This window comes from Streptomyces purpurogeneiscleroticus, from assembly GCF_020024005.1.
Taxonomy (GTDB): Bacteria; Actinomycetota; Actinomycetes; order Streptomycetales; family Streptomycetaceae; genus Streptomyces; species Streptomyces purpurogeneiscleroticus.
In genome coordinates, this window is sequence record NZ_NHSG01000364.1 from 22,668 (window position 1) to 44,445 (window position 21,778).

The following is a 21,778-nucleotide window of genomic DNA, read 5'->3' on the forward strand; positions in this document are numbered from 1 at the left end:
TGTCGGACAGTCGGACGGTCGGCCCGACGGGTCCGGTCGGTGTTCCGCGGGATTACCCGGCGGCAGTCGGCACCGCGTACACGGAGCCGTCCGAGTCACCCCAAACCCCTTCTGCAGAACGGGTGTTGAGCGGGTCTGCCGCGGCGTACGCACACAGTGCACGCAGTCGCTGCCGCCGGCGGCCGGGGTCGGCAGGCGCGCCGCCGGGCGAGATGTCCGCGGCGAGCCGGTACGCGCCGCCACTGCCGGCAGGCAGCAGATACGTCAGGTGCCAGACATCGGTACCCGGCAGCCGGTCCAGCAGGGCGGGGGTGAGGTCGCCGGGGTCGGTGACGCCGTCGGCCAGCAGCAGCACCTGGCAGGTGGCGCGGTGACCGCGCCGGAGGAAGGTGACCGCGTACCACCCGGGATCGTCGGCGGCCTTTTCGACGAGGGGGGTGCCGCGCCGCTCGACCTCCGCCCAGAAGTCCGCGAGCAGGGCCGGTCGTTCGGCTTCGGCGGCGGTGGCGAGCCGGGCGGCGAGGCGTTCGACACACGGGCCTGCCGTGCGCGATGGCCGCGAGTCCCGTACGCCGGGACCGTCAAGGACGTACATCTCTCCCGCTTTCCTGGGCAGCACGGAGCCGCTGGAGCCCGCGCCACGAACAGTCTCACTTAGGCAAGGCTAACCTAATATCGATCTAGGGGGGATGGCACGCGGGAGGTGGCAGGGCATAGCCTGATGCGTGCAGCTGGTTCGCCCTGTCCGCCAGGCAGGCGCGTCGCAAGAGGGAACCCGGTGGGAATCCGGGACTGCCCCGCAGCGGTGAGCGAGAACGACCGCCGTCATACGCACTGGACCGACCGGGTCCGGGAAGCGACGGCCAGTAGGTGTTCGCCTTCGGGCGGACGTGCTCGTGAGTCCGAAGACCTGCCCGTTGCCCGCACGCGACCCGTCGTGTGCGGTCTCCCGGTGACCTCGAGGGCGGGTCGGCGTACAGCAGGGACGCGGCACACGAGTGCGCGGCGGCCCGTCCGCTGTGCACTCCCTTCGCGCTCTCGTGCCCGTCGCCGGGCACTCGGAGACACGCTCGCGAAGGAGAGCCACGTGACCAGCAAAAACACCGCCACGGCCGTACGGGCCACCGTGTACGGCTATCCCCGGCAGGGACCGAACCGGGAACTGAAGAAGGCGGTCGAGGGGTACTGGAAGGGCCGCGTCACCGCCGACGCGCTCCAGAAGACCGCCGCGGACCTGCGCCGTTCCGTCTGGCGGCAGCTGACGGAGGCGGGCCTGCACGAGGTGCCGACCGGCGACTTCTCGTACTACGACCACGTACTGGACACCAGCGTCATGGTCGGCGCGATCCCCGCCCGGCACCGCGCCGCCGTCGAAACGGACGCCCTGGGCGGGTACTTCGCCATGGCCCGCGGCACGCAGGACGCGGCGCCGCTGGAGATGACCAAGTGGTTCGACACCAACTACCACTACCTGGTGCCGGAACTGGGCCCCGACACCGTCTTCGCCGCCGACTCGCGCAAGCAGGCCGGCGAGCTGAGCGAGGCCCGCGCGCTCGGCCACACGGCGCGGCCCGTCCTGGTCGGCCCCGTGACCTACCTGCTGCTCGCCAAGCCCGCCCCCGGTGTCGACCCCGGCTTCGAGCCGCTGACCCTGCTCGACCGGCTGCTGCCCGTGTACGCGGAGGTCCTCGCCGATCTGCGGGCAGCCGGCGCCGAGTGGGTACAACTGGACGAGCCGGCGCTCGTGCAGGACCGCACCCCGGCCGAACTCAACGCGGCGGCCCGCGCCTACCGCGACCTCGGCGCCCTCACCGACCGCCCGCAGCTCCTGGTCGCGACCTACTTCGGCCGGCTCGGCGAGGCCCTGCCGGTACTGGCCAAGGCCCCCGTCGAGGGACTGGCGTTGGACTTCACCGAGACGGCGGCCGGCAATCTGGACGACCTCGCGGCGGCCGGCGGCCTGCCCGGCAAGCGGCTGGTCGCGGGCGTCGTCAACGGCCGCAACGTCTGGATCGACGACCACGAGAAGTCCCTCGCCACCCTCGGCACCCTGCTGGGCCTCGCCGACCGGGTGGACGTGGCGGCCTCCTGCTCGCTGCTGCACGTCCCGCTGGACGCGGCCGCCGAGCGCGACATCGACCCGCAGATCGCCCGCTGGCTCGCCTTCGCCCGGCAGAAGACCGCCGAGCTCGTCACACTGGCCCGCGGACTGACGCACGGCACCGGCGTCATCGCCGCCGAACTCGCCGCCAACCGCGCCGACCTCGCCTCCCGCACCGGCGCGGCGCTCACCCACGACCCGGCCGTCCGGGCCCGCGCCGCGGCCGTCACCGCCGCCGACTGCCGGCGCTCCCAGCCGTACCCCGAGCGGTCCGCCGCCCAGCGCGCCCACCTCGGGCTGCCGCCGCTGCCCACGACCACCATCGGCTCCTTCCCGCAGACGGCCGCGCTGCGCACCGCCCGCGCCTATCTGCGCGCCGGGCGGATCGACGAGGCCGCGTACGAGGAGCGCATCGCGGCGGAGATTCGCGAGGTCGTCGCCTACCAGGAGAAGGCCGGGCTCGACGTCCTGGTGCACGGCGAGCCGGAACGCAACGACATGGTGCAGCACTTCGCCGAGCGGCTGACCGGCTACCTCGCCACGCGGCACGGCTGGGTCCAGTCCTACGGCACCCGCTACGTCCGCCCGCCGGTGCTGGCCGGTGACGTCTCGCGCCCGGAGCCGATGACGGTGCGCTGGACCCGGTACGCGCAGTCGCTCACCGGGCGGCCGGTCAAGGGCATGCTCACCGGCCCGGTCACCATGCTGGCCTGGTCCTTCGTCCGTGACGACCAGCCGCTCGCCGACACCGCGCGCCAGGTCGCGCTGGCGCTGCGGGACGAGGTGGCCGACCTGGAGGCGGCGGGCACCTCGGTGATCCAGGTGGACGAGCCGGCGCTGCGCGAGACGCTCCCGCTGCGCGGCGCGGACCACGTGGCCTATCTGGCCTGGGCCACCGAGGCGTTCCGGCTCGCCACCGGCGGCGTGCGTCCGGACACCCAGATCCATACGCACATGTGTTACGCGGAGTTCGGCGACATCCTGCCGGCCATCGACGACCTCGACGCCGATGTGATCAGCCTGGAGGCGGCCCGTTCCCATATGCAGGTGGCCGGCGAGCTGGCCGCCGCCGGGTATCCGCGCGAGGTCGGCCCGGGCGTCTACGACATCCACTCGCCGCGCGTCCCGGACACCGACGAGATCGAGGCCCTGATCCGCGCGGCACTGACGGCCGTTCCCGCCGAGCGGCTGTGGGTCAACCCCGACTGCGGCCTGAAGACCAGGGGCTGGCCGGAGACCCGTACGTCGTTGGAGCACCTGGTCGCGGCGGCCCGCCGCGTCCGCCGGACGGTTCTGACGCGGAGGGACACTCCCTGACTCTCCGATGACTCCTGATGCTCGCGGCCGTCGACGGTCACCGGAACGCCGACCTCGGTACCGGGGCATGACTCATGCGATGCTGGGGCCTCCATGGATCATGGCGAGCATCGGGAGAGTACGGCAGCGTGATAGCAGCGACACGGCGGGCCGGCGTCCGCACCTGGGACCGCTTCGCGGCGTCCGACCCGGGACTGCTGCGGCTGATGGCAGGGCTGCGGACGGTCGGCGCGATCGTACTGGCCCTCGCCGTCCTCGCGCTGCTCGGCACGGACGTCAACCACATGGTGGCGGGCGCCATGACGGCCATGGTCGCCACCTTCGCGATCAAGGAGAAGGAGGTGCGCGGCCAGGCCGTCACGCTCGCGTGCGGCCTGCCCGTCGCCCTCGCCGCGATGTCGCTGGGAGCGCTCCTGCACACCCGGATCATCGCCGGTGACATCTTCTTCGTGCTGCTGATCTTCGGCGCGGTGTACGGACGGCGGTTCGGCGACCGCGGCACGGCCCTCGGCCTGATCGGCTTCCAGGTCTACTTCGTGTCGCTGTTCGTCCAGGCCACCGTCGGCGCGCTGCCGGAGCTGTCTCTGACGCTGGCCGTCGCGTTCGCGTGCAGCGCGGTCGTCCGTTTCGCCGTCGTACCGGAGACGCCCCAGCGCACCCTGGGGCGGCTCCGCGAGGCGTTCAGGGCGCGGCTCGCGCAGCTGGTGGCGGCGCAGATAGAGCTGCTCGACGCCACTCCGGACGACCTGGACAAGGTCCTGGACAGTCTGCGGCGGCGCACCGCCCGGCTGCACGAGGCGGCCCTGATGATCCAGGGCCGGCTGGAGGAGGGGACCCGGGACGAGGCGACGGCGGCGCGGCTCCAGCGCCGTATCGCGGACGCCGAGATCGCCGCCGAGCGGCTGGGCGTCATCCTGCTCAACGCGCGCAGCGCCGAGCGCGCCGACACCATCACGATGCATCTGCCGCACGCGCCCTTGCAGGTCGCCGCCGAACGGCTGCCGCGCGAGGACGCCGCGACCCGCACCCTGCGCCGGGACCTGAGCGCGCTGCACCTGCTGATCGCGCGCCGCGGTGCCGACGAGCGCGGCATGGCCCTGGCCCACGTACGGAACCGGCTGCTCGGCTACCGCGACGAGGACAAGCTGCCGGCGGCCTCGCCCGCCGTCCAGGACGTCTTCCGCGGCATCGGTGAGGCCGCGCGCGCCGTGCTGGGTCTACGGCTCGCGCTGGACGGACCGCAGGACGCGTCCGACGACACCCCCGCGACGGCCCGCTCCCGTGAGGAGTTCGACGCCGAGGACGTCGCGATGGCCGGTCTGGACGAGGCGGGCGAGGAGGCCGACGACGAGCGCACCGGGCTGCAGCGGCCCACCACCCGGGCCGCGTTCCAGGTCGCGGTGGGCTCGACGCTGGCCATCATCGGCGGCGAGTTCCTCTCCAGCCAGCGCTGGTACTGGGCGGTGCTGACCTGCTGGGTGGTCTTCCTCAACACCGCCTCGACGGGCGAGATCCTGGTCAAGGGCTACCGCCGGCTGGTGGGCACGGTCCTCGGCGTGGTCGCCGGTGTCGCGCTCGCGGGGCTCGTCGGGAACAACACCTGGCTCGCGTTCGCCCTCGTACTGCTCTTCATCTTCGGGATGTTCTTCACGGCGCCGCTGTCGTACGCGCTGATGTCCTTCTGCGTCACCGCGATGCTGGGCCTGCTCTACACGCTGCTGAACACCTACAGCCTGGCCGTGCTGGTGCTGCGCATCGAGGAGACGGCGCTGGGCGCGGCCTGCGGGATCATCGCCGCCGTGCTGGTGCTGCCGGTGCACACCGACCGCCGCACGGACGAGCTGCTGGGCACGGTGCTGGAGCGGCTGCGCGACGTGGTGACGGCCGCGGTGGCGCAGCTCAGTGGCGGCCCCGCAGCCGACCTGCTGGACAAGGCGCGCGACCTGGACTCGGCGCTGGACGATCTCCGTGCCTCCACGCAGCCGCTGACGCACCCGATCACGCCGCTGCGGGGCCGCCGGCAGACCGCCCGCTATCTGGTAGCGCTGCTGGAGACCTGCGCGTACCACGCCCGTTCGCTGGCGGCGACGGCCGAGCTCGTGCCGTACAGCAAGAACGTCGCGGCGGACCCGCGGCTGGAGCGGGCCGGCAAGCGCATCGCCCGGAACATCGACATCATCGTCGCGCGCGTCGTGGAGGAGAGCGCCCGCGGCGAGGTCTCCTCGGGCGCGAGCATCGCCTCGGTACTGGAGGCGAACGGCACCGCCGGGCCCGCCTCGGGCACGGTCACCTTCCGCGTCCTGCGCCACCTCCAGCGCCTCGACGAGGGCGTGATCGGCCTCGCCCGCCCGCTGGAGGTCCCGGTGTCGGGCCGCAATGTGGGGACGACCGGCTGAGAGCCCTCTTTTTCGGCGTACCGGCCTCAGCCGGACGTCGTGCGGCTCCCCGTGCTCGCGGCCGGTACGCGGGTCTCGTCGGCCGAGTGGTCCGGCGTCGGGCGCGGCCGGGAGCGGCCTGACATGGCCGGGGGCAGGCGGAACGCCCAGTCCAGCCGCGGTTCCATGACCGGCCGGAAGAAGCGGCGGACCGGGGGCGAGGTGAGCGCCAGCGCGAGGGCGACGCCGAAGGCGGTGACGGTCAGTTCGCCGGCCGGGGTGTGCCAGAAGGGCGCGTCGAACCAGCCCTCCCAGGCGGCGGTGCGCACGAAGAAGCCGTGCAGCAGGTAGGCACAGAGGGTGCCGGCGCCGAGCTGTGTGAACCAGGTGCGGCGGCGCGGGACCCAGGCCAGGAACGCCACCGCGAGGACCAGCGAGCAGGCGGTGGTGGCCAGCGTCATCGCCATCCCGACCGGCCAGGAGACGTGCAGGTCCTCCCAGCTGTGGTTGTGCATGGCCCACTGGGCGGTCATCCGGCCCTTGACCCAGTAGGCCATGACCGCGCCGCCCGCCAGCACCGGTACCGAGGCGATCCGTACCCACCGTGCCCGCAGCAGCTGCCAGTGCTCGGGGCGCAGCACGAGGCCGATCACGAAGAACGGCAGGAACTGCAGGACGCGGGCGAGGTTGAGGACGCCGCTCAACGGGGTGGCCGCGCCGATCAGCGCGACGGCGAGGGCGAGGCCGACCGCGACGTACCAGCGCATGGCCCGCCATACGGGGGCGGTGAGCCGCCATACGAAGAGCGCCGCGAGGAACCAGGTGAGGTACCACGGGGAGAGCAGGCTGAGGTCGTTGTGGCGGCCGTTGACGGCGTTGCCGTAGAGGGTGTACGCGGCCTCGAAGAGGAGGTAGGGCACGGCGATGCCGGTGATCAGCCGTTTGCCCTGCTCGGGCTTGAAGGCGAAGCTCCGCGAGAAGTAGCCGGAGATCACGATGAACAGCGGCATATGGAACATGTAAAGGAACAGATAGCCGGACCACACGGCATGGCTGTCCTTGAGCGGCTGCCAGGCGTGCCCGGCCACCACCAGCACCATGGCCAGCAGCTTCGCGTTGTCGAAGAACGGATCGCGTCCCGTGCCCTGCGTGTCCGGCGAGCGCTGTCCCACGTGACCTCCTCGGCGATGACCGCGGTGTTCCCTCCTACACGTTGTAGGGGACGACCCTAGGGGGCCATGGGGCGTGGCGTCGAATGCCGCGGGCGGGTGTCGGCCGGGGGCCGTGTGGTCTCCCCTGCCGAGGGCACCCGGCCGTGCGGGGCCGCGGCCGCGGCGTGAGACTGGCCGCATGGACTGGTACCCCCTGCGGCTGACCACGCCCGTGAAGCAGCACGTCTTCGGCGGCCGGGCCATCCCGGACCGGCTCGGGCGCGGCGGGCTGCCCGAAGGGCCGGTCGCCGAGACCTGGGAGGTCAGCGACGTGGACGGGGAGGGCGCACGGATCGGGAACGGCGCCCTGGCCGGGTGGACCCTGCGCCGCCTGACCCTGGAGCATCCGGCGGAGCTGGTCGGGCGCGGCTGGCACGGCCCGCGCTTCCCGCTGCTGACCAAGTACATCGACGGCCACCGTCCGCTCCCGGTCCACCTCCACCCCGACGACGCCGCGGCCCGCGGCAAGGAGGGCGAGCCGAACGGCAAGACCGAGGCGTGGCACATCCTCGACGCCCCGCCCGGTGCCACCGCGTACGCGGGCGTGCACCCAGGGGTGGACCGCGCGCGGCTGCGCCAGGCGCTGCTCGGCCAGGACTTCGCCTCCGTACTGCGGCGGCTGCCGGTCCGCGCGGGCGACACCCTGTACGTACCGGCCGGAACGCTGCACAGCTTCGGGCCCGACACGCTGGTGTACGAGATCGAGCAGACCTCGGACCTGCAGCAGCATGCGATGCGGCACCGGATGGAGGACGGCTCTCCGCTGGACGAGGCGGAGTGGCGGGCGAACATCGAGGCGCTGCTCGACGAGTGGCGGCCGGAGCCGCGGCCGGAGTTCCACCCTGGGCTGCGGCTGCCGTCGCCCGGCGGGACCGAGGGGCGGATGCTCTGCGCCGGGCCGTACTTCGCCCTGGAGCGGTGGCGGACGCGGGCCGCGGGGGCCTCCGCGCCGCTGGTCCGCTCGTTGGACACCGCCGTCGTGCTGAGCAACGCCGGGCCCGCGGTGACCGTGGCGTACGGGGCGGGGAGCGAGCCGCTCGGGCGGGCCGAGACGCTGCTGCTGCCCGCGGCGCTCGGCCGGGTGGAGATCCACGGCCCGGCCGACGTCCTCCTCGGCTACCTGCCCGCCCTGGACCGGGATGTCCGCGCCCCGCTCCGTGCCGCGGGCCACGACGCGGCCGCGATCGCCGCGCTGGGCGAAGGGCTGGGCCGGCCCGGCGCCTGACGCCCGTCCGGCCCCGAACACGCGAACACGGGAGCGGTTGTTCCCCAGAACGCGTGATCAGCCCCCAAAGCGCTTTTCTTGGTTGCCTGAGGCAGGCGATTCTTACGGGGCGCAAGCGACGGGCTGCAGACCGTTACGGCGCCGCTTCCGGCCGAAGTCCCTTTCCGGAGCGGGAGCGTGTCCCAGAAACACACCATGTGCAAGGAGAACAACCCGATGGACTTCCTCACCAACGTGCTGGCCGGCGTCATCCACTTCGTGGGCTGGCTCGTCTGACGGAACCGCATCACCGGGCGCCGCTCCTCCCCGTCCCAGGGAGGGGCGGCGCCCGCCGTTTCGCCAGAGACGGCAACTCACGGTCTCCCGTGCTCGGTTCACGATCCCCGGCCGCCGGACGCTGCCGCCCATAGGAGTACATGTGCTCCTTGCCGGACACCGGGTCCACCGGCTCACCATCGCTGGGTTAGGTTCGCTGCATACCTGCCCGCGTCCTGTGGCGCGGGCACGGTCCAGCCGGAACCGGAGGAGAGCCATGCACGAGCCAGCAGAACTGGCACCGAAGGAGGACAGTCCGCCCGACGTGCGGCAAGAGGAGCACGACCGGCTCCGCCGTGAGGTACGGAACCTGCGTGGCAAGGTCCGCACCCACCCGCTGATTGCGCAGGCGCAGGGCATCGTGCAGGAGCGCTACCGGCTGCCGGACGCACAGAGCGCCTTCGACCTGATGAAGCGCTGTTCACAGAAGCACAACGTCAAGCTGCGGGACCTGGCGTCCGCGGTGGTCTCCGTGCCCCGGCCCGACGATGAGCAGGGCCTGTGGTTTCCGGGCCGGTCCAACCGTACGCCGCCGGTGCTGCGGTTTCTGCCCGGCCACCGTCCCGACAAGGTGAACCGCAGCACCGTCCTGAAGCAGGTACTGCACCAGGCGCTGACGTTCACCGAGGCAACGATGGGCGATCTGCAGGTGATGGACCCCCTGGTCGGACTGCGGATGGAGCAGCACAGCGGGCTGAGCGAGGAATTCCTGGAATTCTTCGACGTGGTCGACGAAGGGACCCCCTGCTCCCGCGCCGCCCAGCGCCGGTCCCGCGTCATCTCCGACATCGCCACCGACCCGGCGGTCAGCGAACCGGCCCGCGACATGATCCTGGCGGCCGGCAGCCGTACCGCACACAGCGTGCCGATGCTCTCCGCCGACGGCCACACCGTCGGCGTGTTCTCCCTCCACCTCCCCCGGGAGAACCAAGACCTCACCCAGGCGCAGGCCACCGCCATGGACGCCATGGCAAGACAGGCCGGCCAGTGGCTCGACTGGCACCAGCGCACCATCATGCTCAACGCCCTGGAAGCCCTCCATCACCACGGCACCGCCCTGCGCGGCGCACCGGCCCGACGACTGATCGACGGCGGCGCCGGATAACGGTCGGAATGTACGTCGCGATACAGCGCCGGGCCTGGCTGCCTGATGGGGCATCATGATGCGCGGGAGGAGCCAACATGGAGAAGGATCTCGCTGAACTGCTGCGTGAGCTGGAGGAGTTCGGGAGGGCCAACGACGAGGCGACGGACGAGCGAAGCCGGAAAATGCTGAACGTCACGCACGACACCGGCGTCTTCCTCGCGTTGCTCATCAAGGCGTGCAAGGCCAGGAACGTGCTGGAGATCGGGACGTCGAACGGCTACTCGACGTTGTGGCTCGCCGACGCCGTGGGCGAGGGCGGATCGGTCACCACCATCGAGAAGGCGCCGCACAAGCGCGCGATGGCTGAGCAGAACTTCCGGCGTGCCGGGCTCCGCCCCCGCATCCAGCAGATCGCGGACGAGGCCGGCCCCTTCCTCGCCTCGCGCGAAGCCGACGAGTACGACTTCATCTTCCTGGACAGTGATCGCGGACAGTACGCCGACTGGTGGCCCTCCCTGCAGCGGATCCTCGCGGACGGCTGCCTGCTCGTGGTCGACAACGCGATCTCCCACGCCCACCAGTTGGAGGACTTCAACCGGCTGGTCGCGGCCTCGGACGGCTACCTCAGCTCCCTCTCCCCGATCGGCAAGGGCGAGCTGGTGATCATGAAGGACGCGTAACGGGCCCCGGCACGAGCCGTCGCCGCCCGTCACGGTGCCTCAGCCCAAGCCGGGTACGGCGGAGAGCAGCAGGTCGATCAGTTTGATGCCGATGAAGGGCAGGACGAGTCCGCCCAGGCCGTAGCGCAGGAGGTTGCGGCGCAGGAGGTCGTGGGCGGAGGCCGGGGTGTAGCGCACACCGCGGAGGGCCAGTGGGATCAGCGCGACGATGATCAGGGCGTTGAAGATGATGGCGGAGGCGATGGCCGAGGTGGGGCTGTGCAGGCCCATCACGTTCAGCGCGGACAGACTCGGATAGGCACCGGTGAACATCGCGGGGATGATCGCGAAGTATTTGGCGACGTCGTTGGTGATGGAGAAGGTCGTCAACGCGCCGCGCGTGATGAGGAGTTGCTTCCCGATCTCGACGATCTCGATGAGTTTGGTGGGGTTGGAGTCGAGGTCGACCATGTTCCCGGCCTCCTTGGCAGCGGAGGTGCCGGTGTTCATGGCCACGCCGACGTCGGCCTGGGCCAGGGCCGGGGCGTCATTGGTGCCGTCACCGGTCATCGCGACCAGCTTGCCGCCCGCCTGCTCCCGCTTGATCAGCGCCATCTTGTCCTCGGGAGTGGCCTCGGCGAGGAAGTCGTCGACGCCGGCCTCCTCCGCGATGGCGCGCGCGGTGAGCGGGTTGTCGCCGGTGACCATGACCGTCTTGATGCCCATCCGGCGCAGCTCGGTGAAGCGTTCGCGGATGCCGTCCTTGACCACGTCCTTGAGGTGAATCACGCCGAGCGCTCGCGGGCCGTCCCAGTCGTGCACAGCGACGAGCAGCGGTGTCCCGCCGGCAGCGGCGATGGCGTCGGCGAACCAGCGGGCCTCGTTCGGTACCTGTCCGCCGTACCGCTCCACCCAGTCGATCACCTGCGGCACCGCGCCCTTGCGGACGTGGCAGAGGGCGCCGTTGGGCCAGCGCAGGTCGATGCCGCTCATGCGGGTGCGGGCGCTGAACGCCACAAAACGCGTGCGCTCCAACTCGCCCACCGGGGGTTCGTGCACGCCGTACTTCTCCTTCGCCAGGACGACGACGGAACGGCCTTCTGGAGTCGCGTCGGCCAGCGAGGAGAGCTGCGCCGCGTCCGCCAGCCGCAGTTCGGGAATGCCGGGCAGCGGTACGAGCGCGGTCGCCACGCGGTTTCCGTGGGTGATGGTGCCGGTCTTGTCCAGCAGCAGGGTGCCCACGTCTCCGGCCGCCTCGACGGCGCGTCCGCTCATGGCGATGACGTTGCGCTGCACGAGGCGGTCCATGCCGGCGATGCCGATCGCGGAGAGCAGCGCGCCGATGGTGGTCGGGATGAGTGTGACCAGAAGGGCGACCAGGACCGTGGTGGACTGGGCGGAGTCCGCGTAGTCGGCCATCGGCTGGAGCGTGATGGTCACCAGGACGAAGACGATGGTGAGCGCGGCGAGGAGGATGTTCAGCGCTATCTCGTTGGGGGTCTTCTGCCGGGACGCGCCCTCGACGAGCGCGATCATGCGGTCCAGGAAGGTGCGGCCGGGGCGCGAGGTGACCCGTACGACGATCCGGTCGGACAGTACCGTCGTACCGCCCGTGACCCCGGAGCGGTCGCCGCCCGCTTCGCGGATGACCGGCGCGGACTCGCCGGTGACCGTGGACTCGTCGACGGCTGCCGTGCCGTCGACCACCTCGCCGTCGGCGGGGATCGGTTCGCCCGCCTCGACCAGGACGAAGTCGAAGGGCTGAAGGTCCGTGGCGCGTACCGCCTCCGTCTCGGCCCGGTCCAGGTTGATGCCGACCCGCCAATTGTCGCGCAGCCGAAGCGCCATGGTGTCCGTACGGGCCTTGCGCAGCGACTCCGCCTGCGACTTGCCGCGCCCCTCGGCGACGGCCTCGGCGAGGTTGGCGAAGATGACCGTGAGCCAGAGCCAGCAGCTGATCACCCAGGTGAAGACGGTGGGGTGCAGCAGGGCCGACAGCGTCGTCAGCGCGGCGCCCACCGCGACGACGAACAGCACCGGCTTTCCGGCCAATGCCCGGGGACGCAGCTTGTGCAGGGCCTCGGGCAGGGACGACAGCAGCTGCTTGGGGTCGAAGAGCCCGGCGGGCGCGGCCCGTCGCCGTCTGCCGCGCCCGGGCCGCGGAAGCGGGATCCGGTCCTGGACAGCCGACCGTGCCCGGCTGGTCGTCGGATCGGCGGGCGCCTGCTGTGGGGGAAGCATAGGAGGTGACCTTCTGGGCGTGTCGGGCCGGCTGTCCGGTGTTTCGGCCGGTGGGTCGACAGGGGACGGTGGCGCCGGGCTCTGCCGGGGCCGGGGCGCCGGCCCCGGCAGAGCTGCGCGCGACAGCGGCGGTGTTGAGGGAGGCGCCGCGTGCGCGCCGCCCGGAGGTGCGCTTCCTGTCGGTACCGGGCGTGTTGCGTCCGGCCGTTTCCGGCGGGGAACGGCCGGGACCGGTGTCCCGATGACGAGCGCCGACCTCCGGTGGCCGAGCAGGAACGTATCCCGGACGCGAGGCCGGGAACCACGGCAACGCCGCGTTTTGTCGCCTCCCTGACGGGCCGTCCGGCCACGGCGCCAAGCGACGACCGCACCGGCACACGGCCGCCCGTCAGCAACTCGTCAACACACGCCGCCGCGCCGTCAGCAAGGCGTCAGAAGGCGTCCGTACACGCCCGTTTCAGCGGTTCCGTGGGCATGAGCATCCCTCCATGACGGGTTCCGGCCTCGCGGCTCTCCGCCCGCGCCGGAGCCCTCATTCCCACTCCTCAAGGAGGAACGTCATGGCAGACATCCTGCCGGTCGAAGACCCGGAACCCCTCGATGCCGTCCCGGCCGGGCCGCTGTACGTACCCGTCCGGCCGGGGCCCACGGGGTGCGCGGCCCGGCTGTTCCGTACGCCCTTCGGCGAGCGCACCGTGGTCGCCTTCACCACTCGTCGCCGGCTGGGAGCGACGCTCGGCCGCGCCCAGGCATGGGTCAGGTTGTGTGAGCCGGCGCTGCGAGCCCTCGCCGCTCCCATAGGAGTCACCCGCGTGACCGTCGACCCCGCGGTGGTCACCCCCGCCTCGGCTCCGTCTGCGCCCCGGCCCACCCGCACCGCCGGCCGACCGGCCGTCACCCTCTGCCGGAGCTGACGCCATGACCACCGTCGACGCCCCCCTGACTGCCGCGGCTGCGGACGAGCTGTCCGTGTGGCCCGCCTCCACCGCTCCGCTGCCCTGCGGTGACCTCGAAGTGGGCGGGGTACCGCTCGCCGAGGTCGCCGACCGCTTCGGCACACCCGTGTATCTGCTGGACGAGGCCGAGGTGCGGGAGCGCTGCCGTCTCTACGCGCACGCCTTCCCGCACGCGGACATCCGGTACGCGGCCAAGGCGTTCCTCTGCCGCACCGTGGCCCGCTGGGTGGCCGAGGAAGGGCTCGGCCTGGACGTCTGCTCGGCCGGCGAGCTGGAGCTCGCGGTCGCCGCAGGCGTACCGCCGGACCGCATCATCCTGCACGGCAACGCCAAGAGCCCCGACGACCTGTCCGCCGCTCTGCGGCTCGGCGTGGGCCGTATCACCATCGACAGCATGTCAGAGATCACGCGGTTGGCGGCGGCCGTCGGCCCTCACGACGAACGCGTCAAGGTGCTGGTCCGCGTCGTGCCCGGCATCAGCGCCGGGGCCCACGAGAAGATCCAAACCGGTACGGGGGCCCAGAAGTTCGGCCTGTCGATGACCGACGGCAGCGCCCAGCACGCCATCGCCCGCATCCTCGCCCAGCCGGAGCTGGAACTGACCGGCCTGCACTGCCATCTGGGATCGCAGATCACCAGCGTCAAGCCCTACCTCACCGCCGTGCGCCGCATGACCGGGCTCATGGCCCGCCTCCACCGGTCCTACGGCTTCACCACGCGCGAACTGGACCTGGGCGGCGGGCACGGCATCGCCTACCGGCCGGAGGAGTCGGCGCTGGACATCACAGCGCTCGCCCGCACCGTCCGCGCCGAGATCTTCCAGGGCTGCGCGGCCGCCGGACTGCCCGTACCCCGGCTGATCATCGAGCCGGGCCGGGCGATCGCCGGACCCGCCGGCGTCGCTGTCTACCGGGTGCTCGCCGTCAAGCACACCGAGTCGCGCACGTTCGTCGCCGTGGACGGCGGCATGAGCGACAATCCGCGCCCGGCTCTCTACGGGGTGCGCTACGCGCCGCGCCTCGTCGGCCGCCTCTCACCCGCCGGGCCCGCGCGGGTGACCGTGGTGGGCCGGCATTGCGAGGCGGGTGACATCCTCGCCTCGGACGTGCCCCTGCCCGGTGACATCCGCCCAGGTGACCTGCTCGCCGTTCCGGCCGCCGGCGCCTACCACCTGTCCATGGCGTCCGCGTACAACCTCGTCGGCCGTCCGCCGGTGGTCGCCGTGGCGGACGGGCACTCCCGACTGGTGGTACGGCGGGAGTCCCTGGACGACCTCAGCAGCCGCGACGTCGGGTAACGGGCCCCTGCTCACCCACGCGCTGCCTCGTGCGGCGGCGTAACACCGTGGGCTCCTCCGAGCGGTGACGTCTTCCCCTCCCCCGCCTGGAGGTGCCCACGGTTTCGTCCTATGTCCAAGGAGTACCCCCATGACTGTCCTGACCAGCGAATCCGGCAGTGCCCCCGCGCACGAGGACCCGTCGGACCCGCCCGACCGCGACCCCGGCGAACGGCACCGGCTCACGGCCGTCACCGGGCTCGCCGCCCTCTCGCTGGACGCCATGGCGTCAGTGGCGTACGGGCCGGAGGCGATCGTGCTGGTGCTGGCCACGGCGGGCGGGTACGGGCTCGGGTTCACCCTGCCGGTGACACTGGCCATCGCCGGGCTGCTGGCAGTGCTGGTGGCCTCCTACCGTCAGGTGATCGCCGCCTTCCCGGACGGTGGCGGCTCGTACGCCGTCGCCAAGGCACATCTGGGCCGGCACGCGAGCCTGGTGGCCGCCGGCTCGCTCGTCCTGGACTACGTACTGAACGTCGCGGTGGCCGTCACCGCCGGCATCGCCGCCCTCACCTCCGCCTTCCCCGCGCTGTACCCGGACCGCCTGTGGCTGTGCCTCGCCGTCCTGACACTGATCACAGCACTGAACCTGCGGGGCATCGTCGACTCCGCACGAGCATTCCTCCTGCCGACCGCGGTCTTCATCGTTTCGATCCTCGCGCTGATCGGAGTGGGACTGTTCCGGTCGGCGCCGGTGAGCACCGCGGCCGCCGCGGGACACGCCTCCGTACTGGCGGACAACGCCACCGCGGTCGGCGCCCTGTTGCTGCTGAAGGCGTTCGCCTCCGGCTGCTCCGCGCTCACCGGTGTCGAGGCCATCGCCAACGCCGTGCCGTCCTTCCGCGCTCCTCGGCCCCGTCGCGCGCAGCACGCCGAAGTCGCCCTCGGCGCGATCCTCGGCGTCATGCTGATCGGCCTCGCGGTGCTCATCTCGCGCTTCCACCTGCAGCCCGTCGAGGGCGTCACGGTCCTCGCCCAGCTCGCCGACGCCTCGCTCGGCCACAACTGGGCTTTCTACATCGTGCAGTTCGCGACCATGGTGCTGCTCGCGCTGTCCGCCAACACCTCCTTCGGCGGGCTGCCGGTACTGCTGAAACTGCTGGCCCGCGACCACTGCCTGCCGCACGTCTTCGCGCTCAAGGCCGACCGCCAGGTGCACCGGCACGGCGTACTTGCGCTGGCCGCGGTCTCGGCCGCGCTGCTGATCTTCTCCGGCGGCGACACCAACACTCTCGTCCCGCTCTTCGCGATCGGTGTCTTCATCGGCTTCACCCTCGCCCAGACCGGCATGGTCCGGCACTGGCGCCGGACGCGCGGACCCCAGTGGCGTACCAAGGCGGCGCTCAACGGCGCGGGCGCACTGCTCACCGGTGTCTCCGCCGTGGTGGTCACCGCCACGAAGTTCGCGGACGGGGCATGGCTCGTCGTCGTCACCCTGCCATTGCTGGTGGCCGCCTTCACCTCCGTGCGCCGCGCGTACGCGGCGATCGGCGAACGGCTCGGCATCGGCCGCATACCGCAGTGCCCGCACCGCGACCGCTCCCTCGTCATCGTTCCGGTCTCCGGACTGTCCCGGCTGACCAGCGAAGCGCTGACCGCGGCCGCCTCCCTGGGCGACGAGGTCCGCGCGGTGACCGTGTGCCACTCCGACCCCGAGGACCGCGCGCAGGCCGACGCCCTGGCGCGGGACTGGGCGCTGTGGGACCCGGGCATCCCCCTGGTACGTCTGGACCACCCGCGCCGTGCACTGGGCCGGCCCATCGCCTCGTACGTCCACGGCATCGCGGCCGCGGAGCCCGGCACGCAGGTCACCGTCCTGATCCCCGAGGTCGAGCCGGCCCGCCTGTGGCAGCGGCTGCTGCAGAACCAACGCGGCGCGGTCGTCGCCCACGCGGTACGCCGGGACACCGACGCCGTCATCTGCCGGCTGCGCTTCCGGCCGGCCTGAAACCCACCGGCGGCGCGGCCCGGGCGCCTTCCGGCGCGTCCCACCGCGCGCTGCACCTCGACGGCCCGGACGGCTCCTGTCCGGGCCGTCGACGTCATTTGCGCAGCTCAGACGGGTCCGCGTATGCGTTGCGTCAAGGGCCCGCACCCGCGCGTCAGAGAACCGTCAACGGCGACCACAGCGGCGCGAAACGGCGGTTTGCTCTCACCGTCAGTCGAATCCTCCCCTCTTTCTCAGGAGCTCTCGATGGCCGATGTGGCCTTCGTCGTCACCACACTCGCGGTCTTCGCGCTGGTGGCACTCGTCGCCAAGGGGGTGACGAAGCTGTGACCACCGAAAACATCGTCGGCCTGGTCGTGGCCGTCGCCCTGCTGGGCTATCTCGTCCTCGCCCTGATCTACCCGGAGAGGTTCTGAGACAGCAATGAGCCCCGTACTTGCCGGTGTGCTCCAGCTGCTGGCACTCATCGCCGCGCTGGCCCTGGCATACCGACCCCTCGGCGACTACATGGCCCGGGTCTACTCCTCCCCGCGTCACCTGCGGGTGGAGAAGTGGATCTACAAAGCCATCGGCGCGCATCCGGACACCGAGATGCGCTGGCCCGCCTACCTGCGCGGAGTGCTGGCCTTCTCCGCCGCCGGGGTCCTCTTCCTCTACCTGTTGCAGCGGCTGCAGGGTGTGCTGCCCGGCTCGCTCGGCTTCGCGTCCATCGACCCCGACCAGGCGTTCAACACCGCCGCCTCGTTCGTCTCCAACACCAACTGGCAGTCGTACGCGGGTGAACAGGCCATGAGCCACGTCGTGCAGACCGGCGGCCTGGCGGTGCAGAACTTCGTCTCGGCAGCGGTCGGCATGGCCGTCGCCGTGGCCCTGGTCCGCGGCTTCGCCAGGTCCCGCACCGGCGAACTGGGCAACTTCTGGGCCGACCTGGTCCGCGGCACCCTCCGCATCCTCCTCCCGATCTCCGTCATCGGCGCGCTGGTCCTGGTCGCCTGCGGCGCGATCCAGAACTTCGCCGGCATCCACGAGGTCGGCCAGTTCCTGGGCGGCCACCAGCAGTGGCAGGGCGGTGCCTACGCCTCGCAGGAGGTCATCAAGGAGCTGGGCACCAACGGCGGCGGCCTCGCCAACGCCAACAGCGCCCACCCCTTCGAGAACCCCAACGGCTTCACCAACCTCTTCGAGATCTTCCTGATCCTGCTCATCCCCTTCGCGATCACCCGCACCTTCGGGCGGCTGGTCGGTTCCCTCAAGCAGGGCTACGCGATTCTCGCCACGATGGTCACCATCTGGCTGGGCTTCACCGCGCTGATGATGTGGACCGAGTTCCACCACGGCGGACCCGCGCTGGAGCTGGCCGGCGGGGCGATGGAGGGCAAGGAGACCCGCTTCGGCATCGGCGGCTCCTCGATCTTCGCGGTGGCCACCACGCTGACCTCCACCGGCGCGGTCGACGCCTTCCACTCCTCCCTCACCGGCTTCGGCGGCGGCCTCACCCTGCTGGGCATGCAGCTTGGCGAGATCGCGCCCGGCGGCGTGGGCTCCGGGCTGTACGGGATGCTGATCATGGCGGTCATCGCGGTGTTCCTCGCCGGGCTGATGGTCGGCCGCACGCCCGAGTACCTGGGCAAGAAGATCGGCACGCGGCAGATCAAGCTGGCCGCCTGCTACATCCTCATCACCCCGGCCCTGGTGCTCTGCTTCACCGCCGCCGCGATGGCCCTGCCCACCCCGCCGCACTCGATGACCAACACCGGCGCGCACGGCTTCTCGGAGATCCTGTACGCCTACACCTCCGGCGCCAACAACAACGGTTCGGCCTTCGCCGGGCTCAACGCCGACACCCCGTGGTTCAACACCACCATCGGACTCGCCATGCTCCTCGGCCGGTTCCTGCCGATGGTCTTCGTTCTCGCGCTGGCCGGCTCACTCGCCGAGCAGCAGCCCGTACCGGAGACCGCGGGCACCCTGCGCACGGAGAAGCCCCTGTTCAGCGGCCTGCTGGTCGGCTCCATCATGATCATCGCCGGACTCACCTACTTCCCGGCCCTCGCCCTGGGCCCGCTCGCCGAAGGACTGGCGACATGACCACCGACACGCAGAAGACCGCGAAGAAGCACGAGGACGCAATGTCCACAGCCACCCCCACCCGGGCTCCGCACAGCGACGTCCCGACCGGGCACAAGGAAGAAGGCCGCGTCGGCGCGGGCCTCTTCGACCCCAAGCAGCTCGTGACGTCGCTGCCGGACGCGATCCGCAAGCTGGACCCGCGGGTCATGGTCAAGTCGCCCGTGATGTTCGTCGTGCTCGTCGGCTCGGTGCTGACGACCGTGTTCTCCTTCAAGGACCCGGGCGACTGGTTCGGCTGGACGATCACCGCATGGCTGTGGCTCACCGTCCTCTTCGCCAACCTCGCCGAGGCCGTGGCCGAGGGCCGCGGCAAGGCGCAGGCCGACACCCTGCGCAAGGCCAAGACCGACACCGTCGCCCGCCGCCTCGCGGCCGACGGCACCGGCGAGGAGCAGATACCGGGCACCGAACTGCGCGTCGGCGACCGGGTGGTGTGCGAGGCGGGCGACATCATCCCCGGCGACGGCGACGTCGTCGAGGGCGTGGCGTCCGTCGACGAGTCCGCGATCACGGGCGAATCGGCCCCCGTCATCCGGGAATCGGGCGGTGACAGGTCGGCCGTCACCGGCGGTACGAAGGTGCTCTCCGACCGCATCGTCATCAAGATCACGGCCAAACCCGGCGAGACCTTCATCGACCGCATGATCAATCTGGTCGAGGGCGCGGCCCGGCAGAAGACGCCCAACGAGATCGCGCTGAACATCCTGCTCGCCTCGCTGACCATCGTCTTCCTGCTCGCGGTCACCACTCTGCCGCCGTTCGCGTCGTACGCGGGCAAGCATCTGACCATGGTCGTCCTGGTGGCCCTGCTGGTCTGCCTGATCCCCACCACGATCGGCGCGCTGCTCTCCGCGATCGGCATCGCGGGCATGGACCGCCTGGTCCAGCGCAACGTCCTGGCGATGTCCGGCCGCGCGGTCGAGGCCGCCGGTGACGTCTCCACGCTGCTGCTGGACAAGACCGGCACCATCACCCTCGGCAACCGGCAGGCCGCCGAGTTCGTACCCGTACGCGGCACCACCGCCGCCGAGGTCGCCGATGCCGCCCAGCTCTCCTCGCTGGCCGACGAGACCCCCGAAGGACGGTCGGTCGTCGTACTCGCCAAGGAGAAGTACGGGCTGCGCGAACGCACTCAGGGCGAGCTGACCGGCGCCGAGTGGATCGGCTTCACCGCCCAGACCCGCATGTCCGGCGTGGACGTGGACGGCCGGAAGATCCGCAAGGGCGCGTCCGGCTCGGTCATCACCTGGGTACGCGAGCAGGGCGGGCAGGTGGCCGAGGACGCCGACACCCTGGCCAACGCCATCTCCGAGGCGGGCGGTACACCCCTGCTCGTCGCCGTGGCGGATGCCGACGGCGCCCGCGTCCTGGGCGTCATCCACCTCAAGGACGTGGTCAAGGAGGGCATGCGGGAACGCTTCACCGAGCTGCGCCGGATGGGCATCAAGACCGTCATGATCACTGGCGACAACCCGCTGACCGCCAAGGCCATCGCGGAGGAGGCCGGCGTCGACGACTTCCTCGCCGAGGCCACCCCCGAGGACAAAATGGCGCTGATCAAGCGGGAGCAGGCCGGCGGCAAGCTGGTCGCGATGACCGGCGACGGCACCAACGACGCCCCCGCCCTGGCCCAGGCCGACGTCGGTGTCGCGATGAACACCGGCACCTCCGCCGCCAAGGAAGCCGGGAACATGGTCGACCTCGACTCCAACCCCACCAAACTCATCGAGATCGTCGAGATCGGCAAGCAACTCCTCATCACCCGGGGTGCGTTGACGACCTTCTCCATCGCCAACGACGTCGCCAAATACTTCGCGATCATCCCGGCGCTGTTCGCCGCGGACTACCCGGGCCTGGACAAGCTCAACATCATGCAGCTGTCCTCCCCCGACTCCGCGATCCTCTCCGCGGTCATCTTCAACGCACTGATCATCGTCGCCCTCGTACCGCTCGCTCTCAAGGGCGTCCGCTACCGGCCGACCAGCGCGGACAAGATGCTCCGCCGCAACCTCGGCATCTACGGGCTCGGCGGCCTGATCGCACCCTTCATCGGCATCAAACTCATCGACCTGCTCCTCTCCCTCATCCCTGGCATCGGGTGACCCATATGACCGCCATGAACAAACCCCTTGGACGCAACGTGCGGCTGCTGGCTGCCGGTCTGCGCGCTCTGCTGATCCTGACACTGGTGACCGGGGTGATCTATCCGCTGGTCGTCACCGGCGTCGCCCAGGCCGCCTTCAGCCACCGGGCCAACGGCTCCGAGATCAGGACGGCGGACGGGAAGGTCGTCGGCTCGGAACTCATCGGCCAGCGTTACGACCTGCCGCTGAAGAAGGGCCAGGAGACCCCGCAGCCCGATCTGAAGTGGTTCCAGCCGCGGCCCTCCAACGGACTCGGTACCAACACCGTCAACACCCAGTACAAGCTCCTGCTCTCCGGCGCGACCAACCTCGCCGCCGACAACCCCGAGCTCGTCAAGTCGGTGAAGGAGGCGCAGGCCGCAGTCGTGAAGGACAACAGCGTGGCCGGTTACCGGGTGAAGCCGTCGCAGGTACCGCCCGACGCGGTCACCTCCTCCGGCTCGGGCCTGGACCCCGACATCTCCCCCGCCTACGCACAGCTCCAGGCCCACCGGGTCGCGGCGCGCAACCACCTCCCCGTGCCACGCGTACAGCGGCTGGTCGGTGAGCACACCGAGGGCCGCGTCGCCGGCTTCATGGGCGAGCCGCGGGTCAACGTCCTCCAGCTCAACATCGCACTCAAGGAACTGACCGGGAAGAACTGATGGGCTTACCCGAGCGGAGGGGAACCGGTTGCCGTCGGGTCCGCAGCAGGACCCGCGGCGGCCGCCCCCACAGCAGGAAGGGCGCGGAC

The 21,778-nt window shown here is 71.2% G+C and carries 16 protein-coding genes and 1 riboswitch; of the genes, 13 read left to right on the forward strand and 3 right to left on the reverse strand.

The genetic code is table 11. The features are described from left to right. Nucleotides 1-52 precede the first annotated feature (52 nt). Nucleotides 53-595 carry an enterochelin esterase domain-containing protein gene (locus CCS38_RS25435; RefSeq protein WP_223735640.1) on the reverse strand — a complete coding sequence of 181 codons (543 nt, stop codon included), beginning with the start codon at nucleotides 593-595 and terminating at the stop codon, nucleotides 53-55. A 120-nt stretch (nucleotides 596-715) separates the two neighbouring features. Then, nucleotides 716-932, forward strand: a riboswitch (cobalamin riboswitch). A gap of 155 nt (nucleotides 933-1,087) precedes the next feature. On the opposite strand from CCS38_RS25435, the gene metE reads away from it, so the two are divergent. Continuing rightward, complete coding sequence (gene metE / locus CCS38_RS25440) at nucleotides 1,088-3,418, forward strand: 5-methyltetrahydropteroyltriglutamate--homocysteine S-methyltransferase (RefSeq protein WP_223735641.1); 2,331 nt, start codon at nucleotides 1,088-1,090, stop codon at nucleotides 3,416-3,418. Between the two features lie 206 nt (nucleotides 3,419-3,624). Continuing rightward, entirely contained in the window at nucleotides 3,625-5,814 is a 2,190-nt protein-coding gene (locus tag CCS38_RS25445; RefSeq protein WP_223735697.1) for an FUSC family protein, read from the forward strand. Nucleotides 5,815-5,840: 26 nt separating this feature from the next. Here the strand turns inward: CCS38_RS25445 and CCS38_RS25450 are convergent, their stop codons facing one another. After that, nucleotides 5,841-6,965 carry an acyltransferase family protein gene (locus CCS38_RS25450; RefSeq protein ID WP_223735642.1) on the reverse strand — a complete coding sequence of 375 codons (1,125 nt, stop codon included), beginning with the start codon at nucleotides 6,963-6,965 and terminating at the stop codon, nucleotides 5,841-5,843. A 178-nt stretch (nucleotides 6,966-7,143) separates the two neighbouring features. Between CCS38_RS25450 and CCS38_RS25455 the strand changes: the two genes are divergently transcribed. The 3 genes from CCS38_RS25455 (at nucleotide 7,144) to CCS38_RS25465 (ending at nucleotide 10,311) form a co-directional block, all read left to right on the forward strand. Continuing rightward, nucleotides 7,144-8,229, forward strand: coding sequence for a class I mannose-6-phosphate isomerase (locus tag CCS38_RS25455; protein WP_223735643.1), 1,086 nt, complete (start codon nucleotides 7,144-7,146; stop codon nucleotides 8,227-8,229). Between the two features lie 532 nt (nucleotides 8,230-8,761). Continuing rightward, the gene (locus CCS38_RS25460; RefSeq protein ID WP_223735644.1) at nucleotides 8,762-9,649 is read left to right on the forward strand and encodes a GAF and ANTAR domain-containing protein; all 888 of its coding nucleotides are present in this window, start codon (nucleotides 8,762-8,764) and stop codon (nucleotides 9,647-9,649) included. A 77-nt stretch (nucleotides 9,650-9,726) separates the two neighbouring features. Then, complete coding sequence (locus CCS38_RS25465; protein ID WP_223735645.1) at nucleotides 9,727-10,311, forward strand: O-methyltransferase; 585 nt, start codon at nucleotides 9,727-9,729, stop codon at nucleotides 10,309-10,311. 39 nt (nucleotides 10,312-10,350) lie between these two features. Here CCS38_RS25465 and kdpB (CCS38_RS25470) read toward each other — a convergent pair whose 3' ends face one another. After that, a complete protein-coding gene (gene kdpB, locus CCS38_RS25470) occupies nucleotides 10,351-12,531 on the reverse strand; it encodes a potassium-transporting ATPase subunit KdpB (RefSeq protein WP_223735646.1) in 2,181 nt (726 codons plus the stop codon). A 560-nt stretch (nucleotides 12,532-13,091) separates the two neighbouring features. On the opposite strand from kdpB (CCS38_RS25470), the gene CCS38_RS25475 reads away from it, so the two are divergent. From CCS38_RS25475 to CCS38_RS25505, 8 genes are all read left to right on the forward strand, one after another. Continuing rightward, nucleotides 13,092-13,445, forward strand: coding sequence for an SAV_915 family protein (locus CCS38_RS25475; RefSeq protein ID WP_223735647.1), 354 nt, complete (start codon nucleotides 13,092-13,094; stop codon nucleotides 13,443-13,445). A 4-nt stretch (nucleotides 13,446-13,449) separates the two neighbouring features. Continuing rightward, nucleotides 13,450-14,784 (forward strand): diaminopimelate decarboxylase, encoded by a 1,335-nt coding sequence (gene lysA, locus CCS38_RS25480; protein ID WP_223735648.1) that lies wholly within the window; start codon nucleotides 13,450-13,452, stop codon nucleotides 14,782-14,784. A 130-nt stretch (nucleotides 14,785-14,914) separates the two neighbouring features. Further along, on the forward strand, nucleotides 14,915-16,771 hold the full coding sequence (locus CCS38_RS25485) for an APC family permease (protein WP_223735649.1): 1,857 nt from the start codon (nucleotides 14,915-14,917) through the stop codon (nucleotides 16,769-16,771). Between the two features lie 198 nt (nucleotides 16,772-16,969). After that, a complete protein-coding gene (locus CCS38_RS35385; RefSeq protein WP_263302561.1) occupies nucleotides 16,970-17,101 on the forward strand; it encodes a hypothetical protein in 132 nt (43 codons plus the stop codon). Next, nucleotides 17,098-17,187 carry a K(+)-transporting ATPase subunit F gene (gene kdpF / locus CCS38_RS25490; protein ID WP_065000124.1) on the forward strand — a complete coding sequence of 30 codons (90 nt, stop codon included), beginning with the start codon at nucleotides 17,098-17,100 and terminating at the stop codon, nucleotides 17,185-17,187. The genes CCS38_RS35385 and kdpF overlap by 4 nt, the downstream gene beginning before the upstream one ends. Nucleotides 17,188-17,194: 7 nt before the next feature. Beyond that, on the forward strand, nucleotides 17,195-18,859 hold the full coding sequence (kdpA, locus tag CCS38_RS25495; RefSeq protein WP_223735650.1) for a potassium-transporting ATPase subunit KdpA: 1,665 nt from the start codon (nucleotides 17,195-17,197) through the stop codon (nucleotides 18,857-18,859). Continuing rightward, nucleotides 18,856-21,003 carry a potassium-transporting ATPase subunit KdpB gene (gene kdpB, locus CCS38_RS25500; RefSeq protein WP_223735651.1) on the forward strand — a complete coding sequence of 716 codons (2,148 nt, stop codon included), beginning with the start codon at nucleotides 18,856-18,858 and terminating at the stop codon, nucleotides 21,001-21,003. The genes kdpA and kdpB (CCS38_RS25500) overlap by 4 nt, the downstream gene beginning before the upstream one ends. Before the next feature lie 14 nt (nucleotides 21,004-21,017). Continuing rightward, nucleotides 21,018-21,689, forward strand: a complete 672-nt coding sequence (locus CCS38_RS25505; protein ID WP_223735652.1) for a potassium-transporting ATPase subunit C — start codon at nucleotides 21,018-21,020, stop codon at nucleotides 21,687-21,689. Nucleotides 21,690-21,778: the final 89 nt, after the last annotated feature.

Excerpts from the sequence above, each read along its gene's own strand:
- CCS38_RS25435 (WP_223735640.1), bottom strand. The coding sequence starts at position 595 with ATGTACGTCCTTGACGGTCCCGGCGTACGGGACTCGCGGCCATCGCGC.
- CCS38_RS25445 (WP_223735697.1), top strand. The coding sequence starts at position 3,625 with ATGGCAGGGCTGCGGACGGTCGGCGCGATCGTACTGGCCCTCGCCGTC.
- CCS38_RS25455 (WP_223735643.1), top strand. The coding sequence starts at position 7,144 with ATGGACTGGTACCCCCTGCGGCTGACCACGCCCGTGAAGCAGCACGTC.
- CCS38_RS25460 (WP_223735644.1), top strand. The coding sequence starts at position 8,762 with ATGCACGAGCCAGCAGAACTGGCACCGAAGGAGGACAGTCCGCCCGAC.
- CCS38_RS25465 (WP_223735645.1), top strand. The coding sequence starts at position 9,727 with ATGGAGAAGGATCTCGCTGAACTGCTGCGTGAGCTGGAGGAGTTCGGG.
- kdpB (WP_223735646.1), bottom strand. The coding sequence starts at position 12,531 with ATGCTTCCCCCACAGCAGGCGCCCGCCGATCCGACGACCAGCCGGGCA.
- CCS38_RS25475 (WP_223735647.1), top strand. The coding sequence starts at position 13,092 with ATGGCAGACATCCTGCCGGTCGAAGACCCGGAACCCCTCGATGCCGTC.
- lysA (WP_223735648.1), top strand. The coding sequence starts at position 13,450 with ATGACCACCGTCGACGCCCCCCTGACTGCCGCGGCTGCGGACGAGCTG.
- CCS38_RS25485 (WP_223735649.1), top strand. The coding sequence starts at position 14,915 with ATGACTGTCCTGACCAGCGAATCCGGCAGTGCCCCCGCGCACGAGGAC.
- kdpA (WP_223735650.1), top strand. The coding sequence starts at position 17,195 with ATGAGCCCCGTACTTGCCGGTGTGCTCCAGCTGCTGGCACTCATCGCC.
- kdpB (WP_223735651.1), top strand. The coding sequence starts at position 18,856 with ATGACCACCGACACGCAGAAGACCGCGAAGAAGCACGAGGACGCAATG.
- CCS38_RS25505 (WP_223735652.1), top strand. The coding sequence starts at position 21,018 with ATGAACAAACCCCTTGGACGCAACGTGCGGCTGCTGGCTGCCGGTCTG.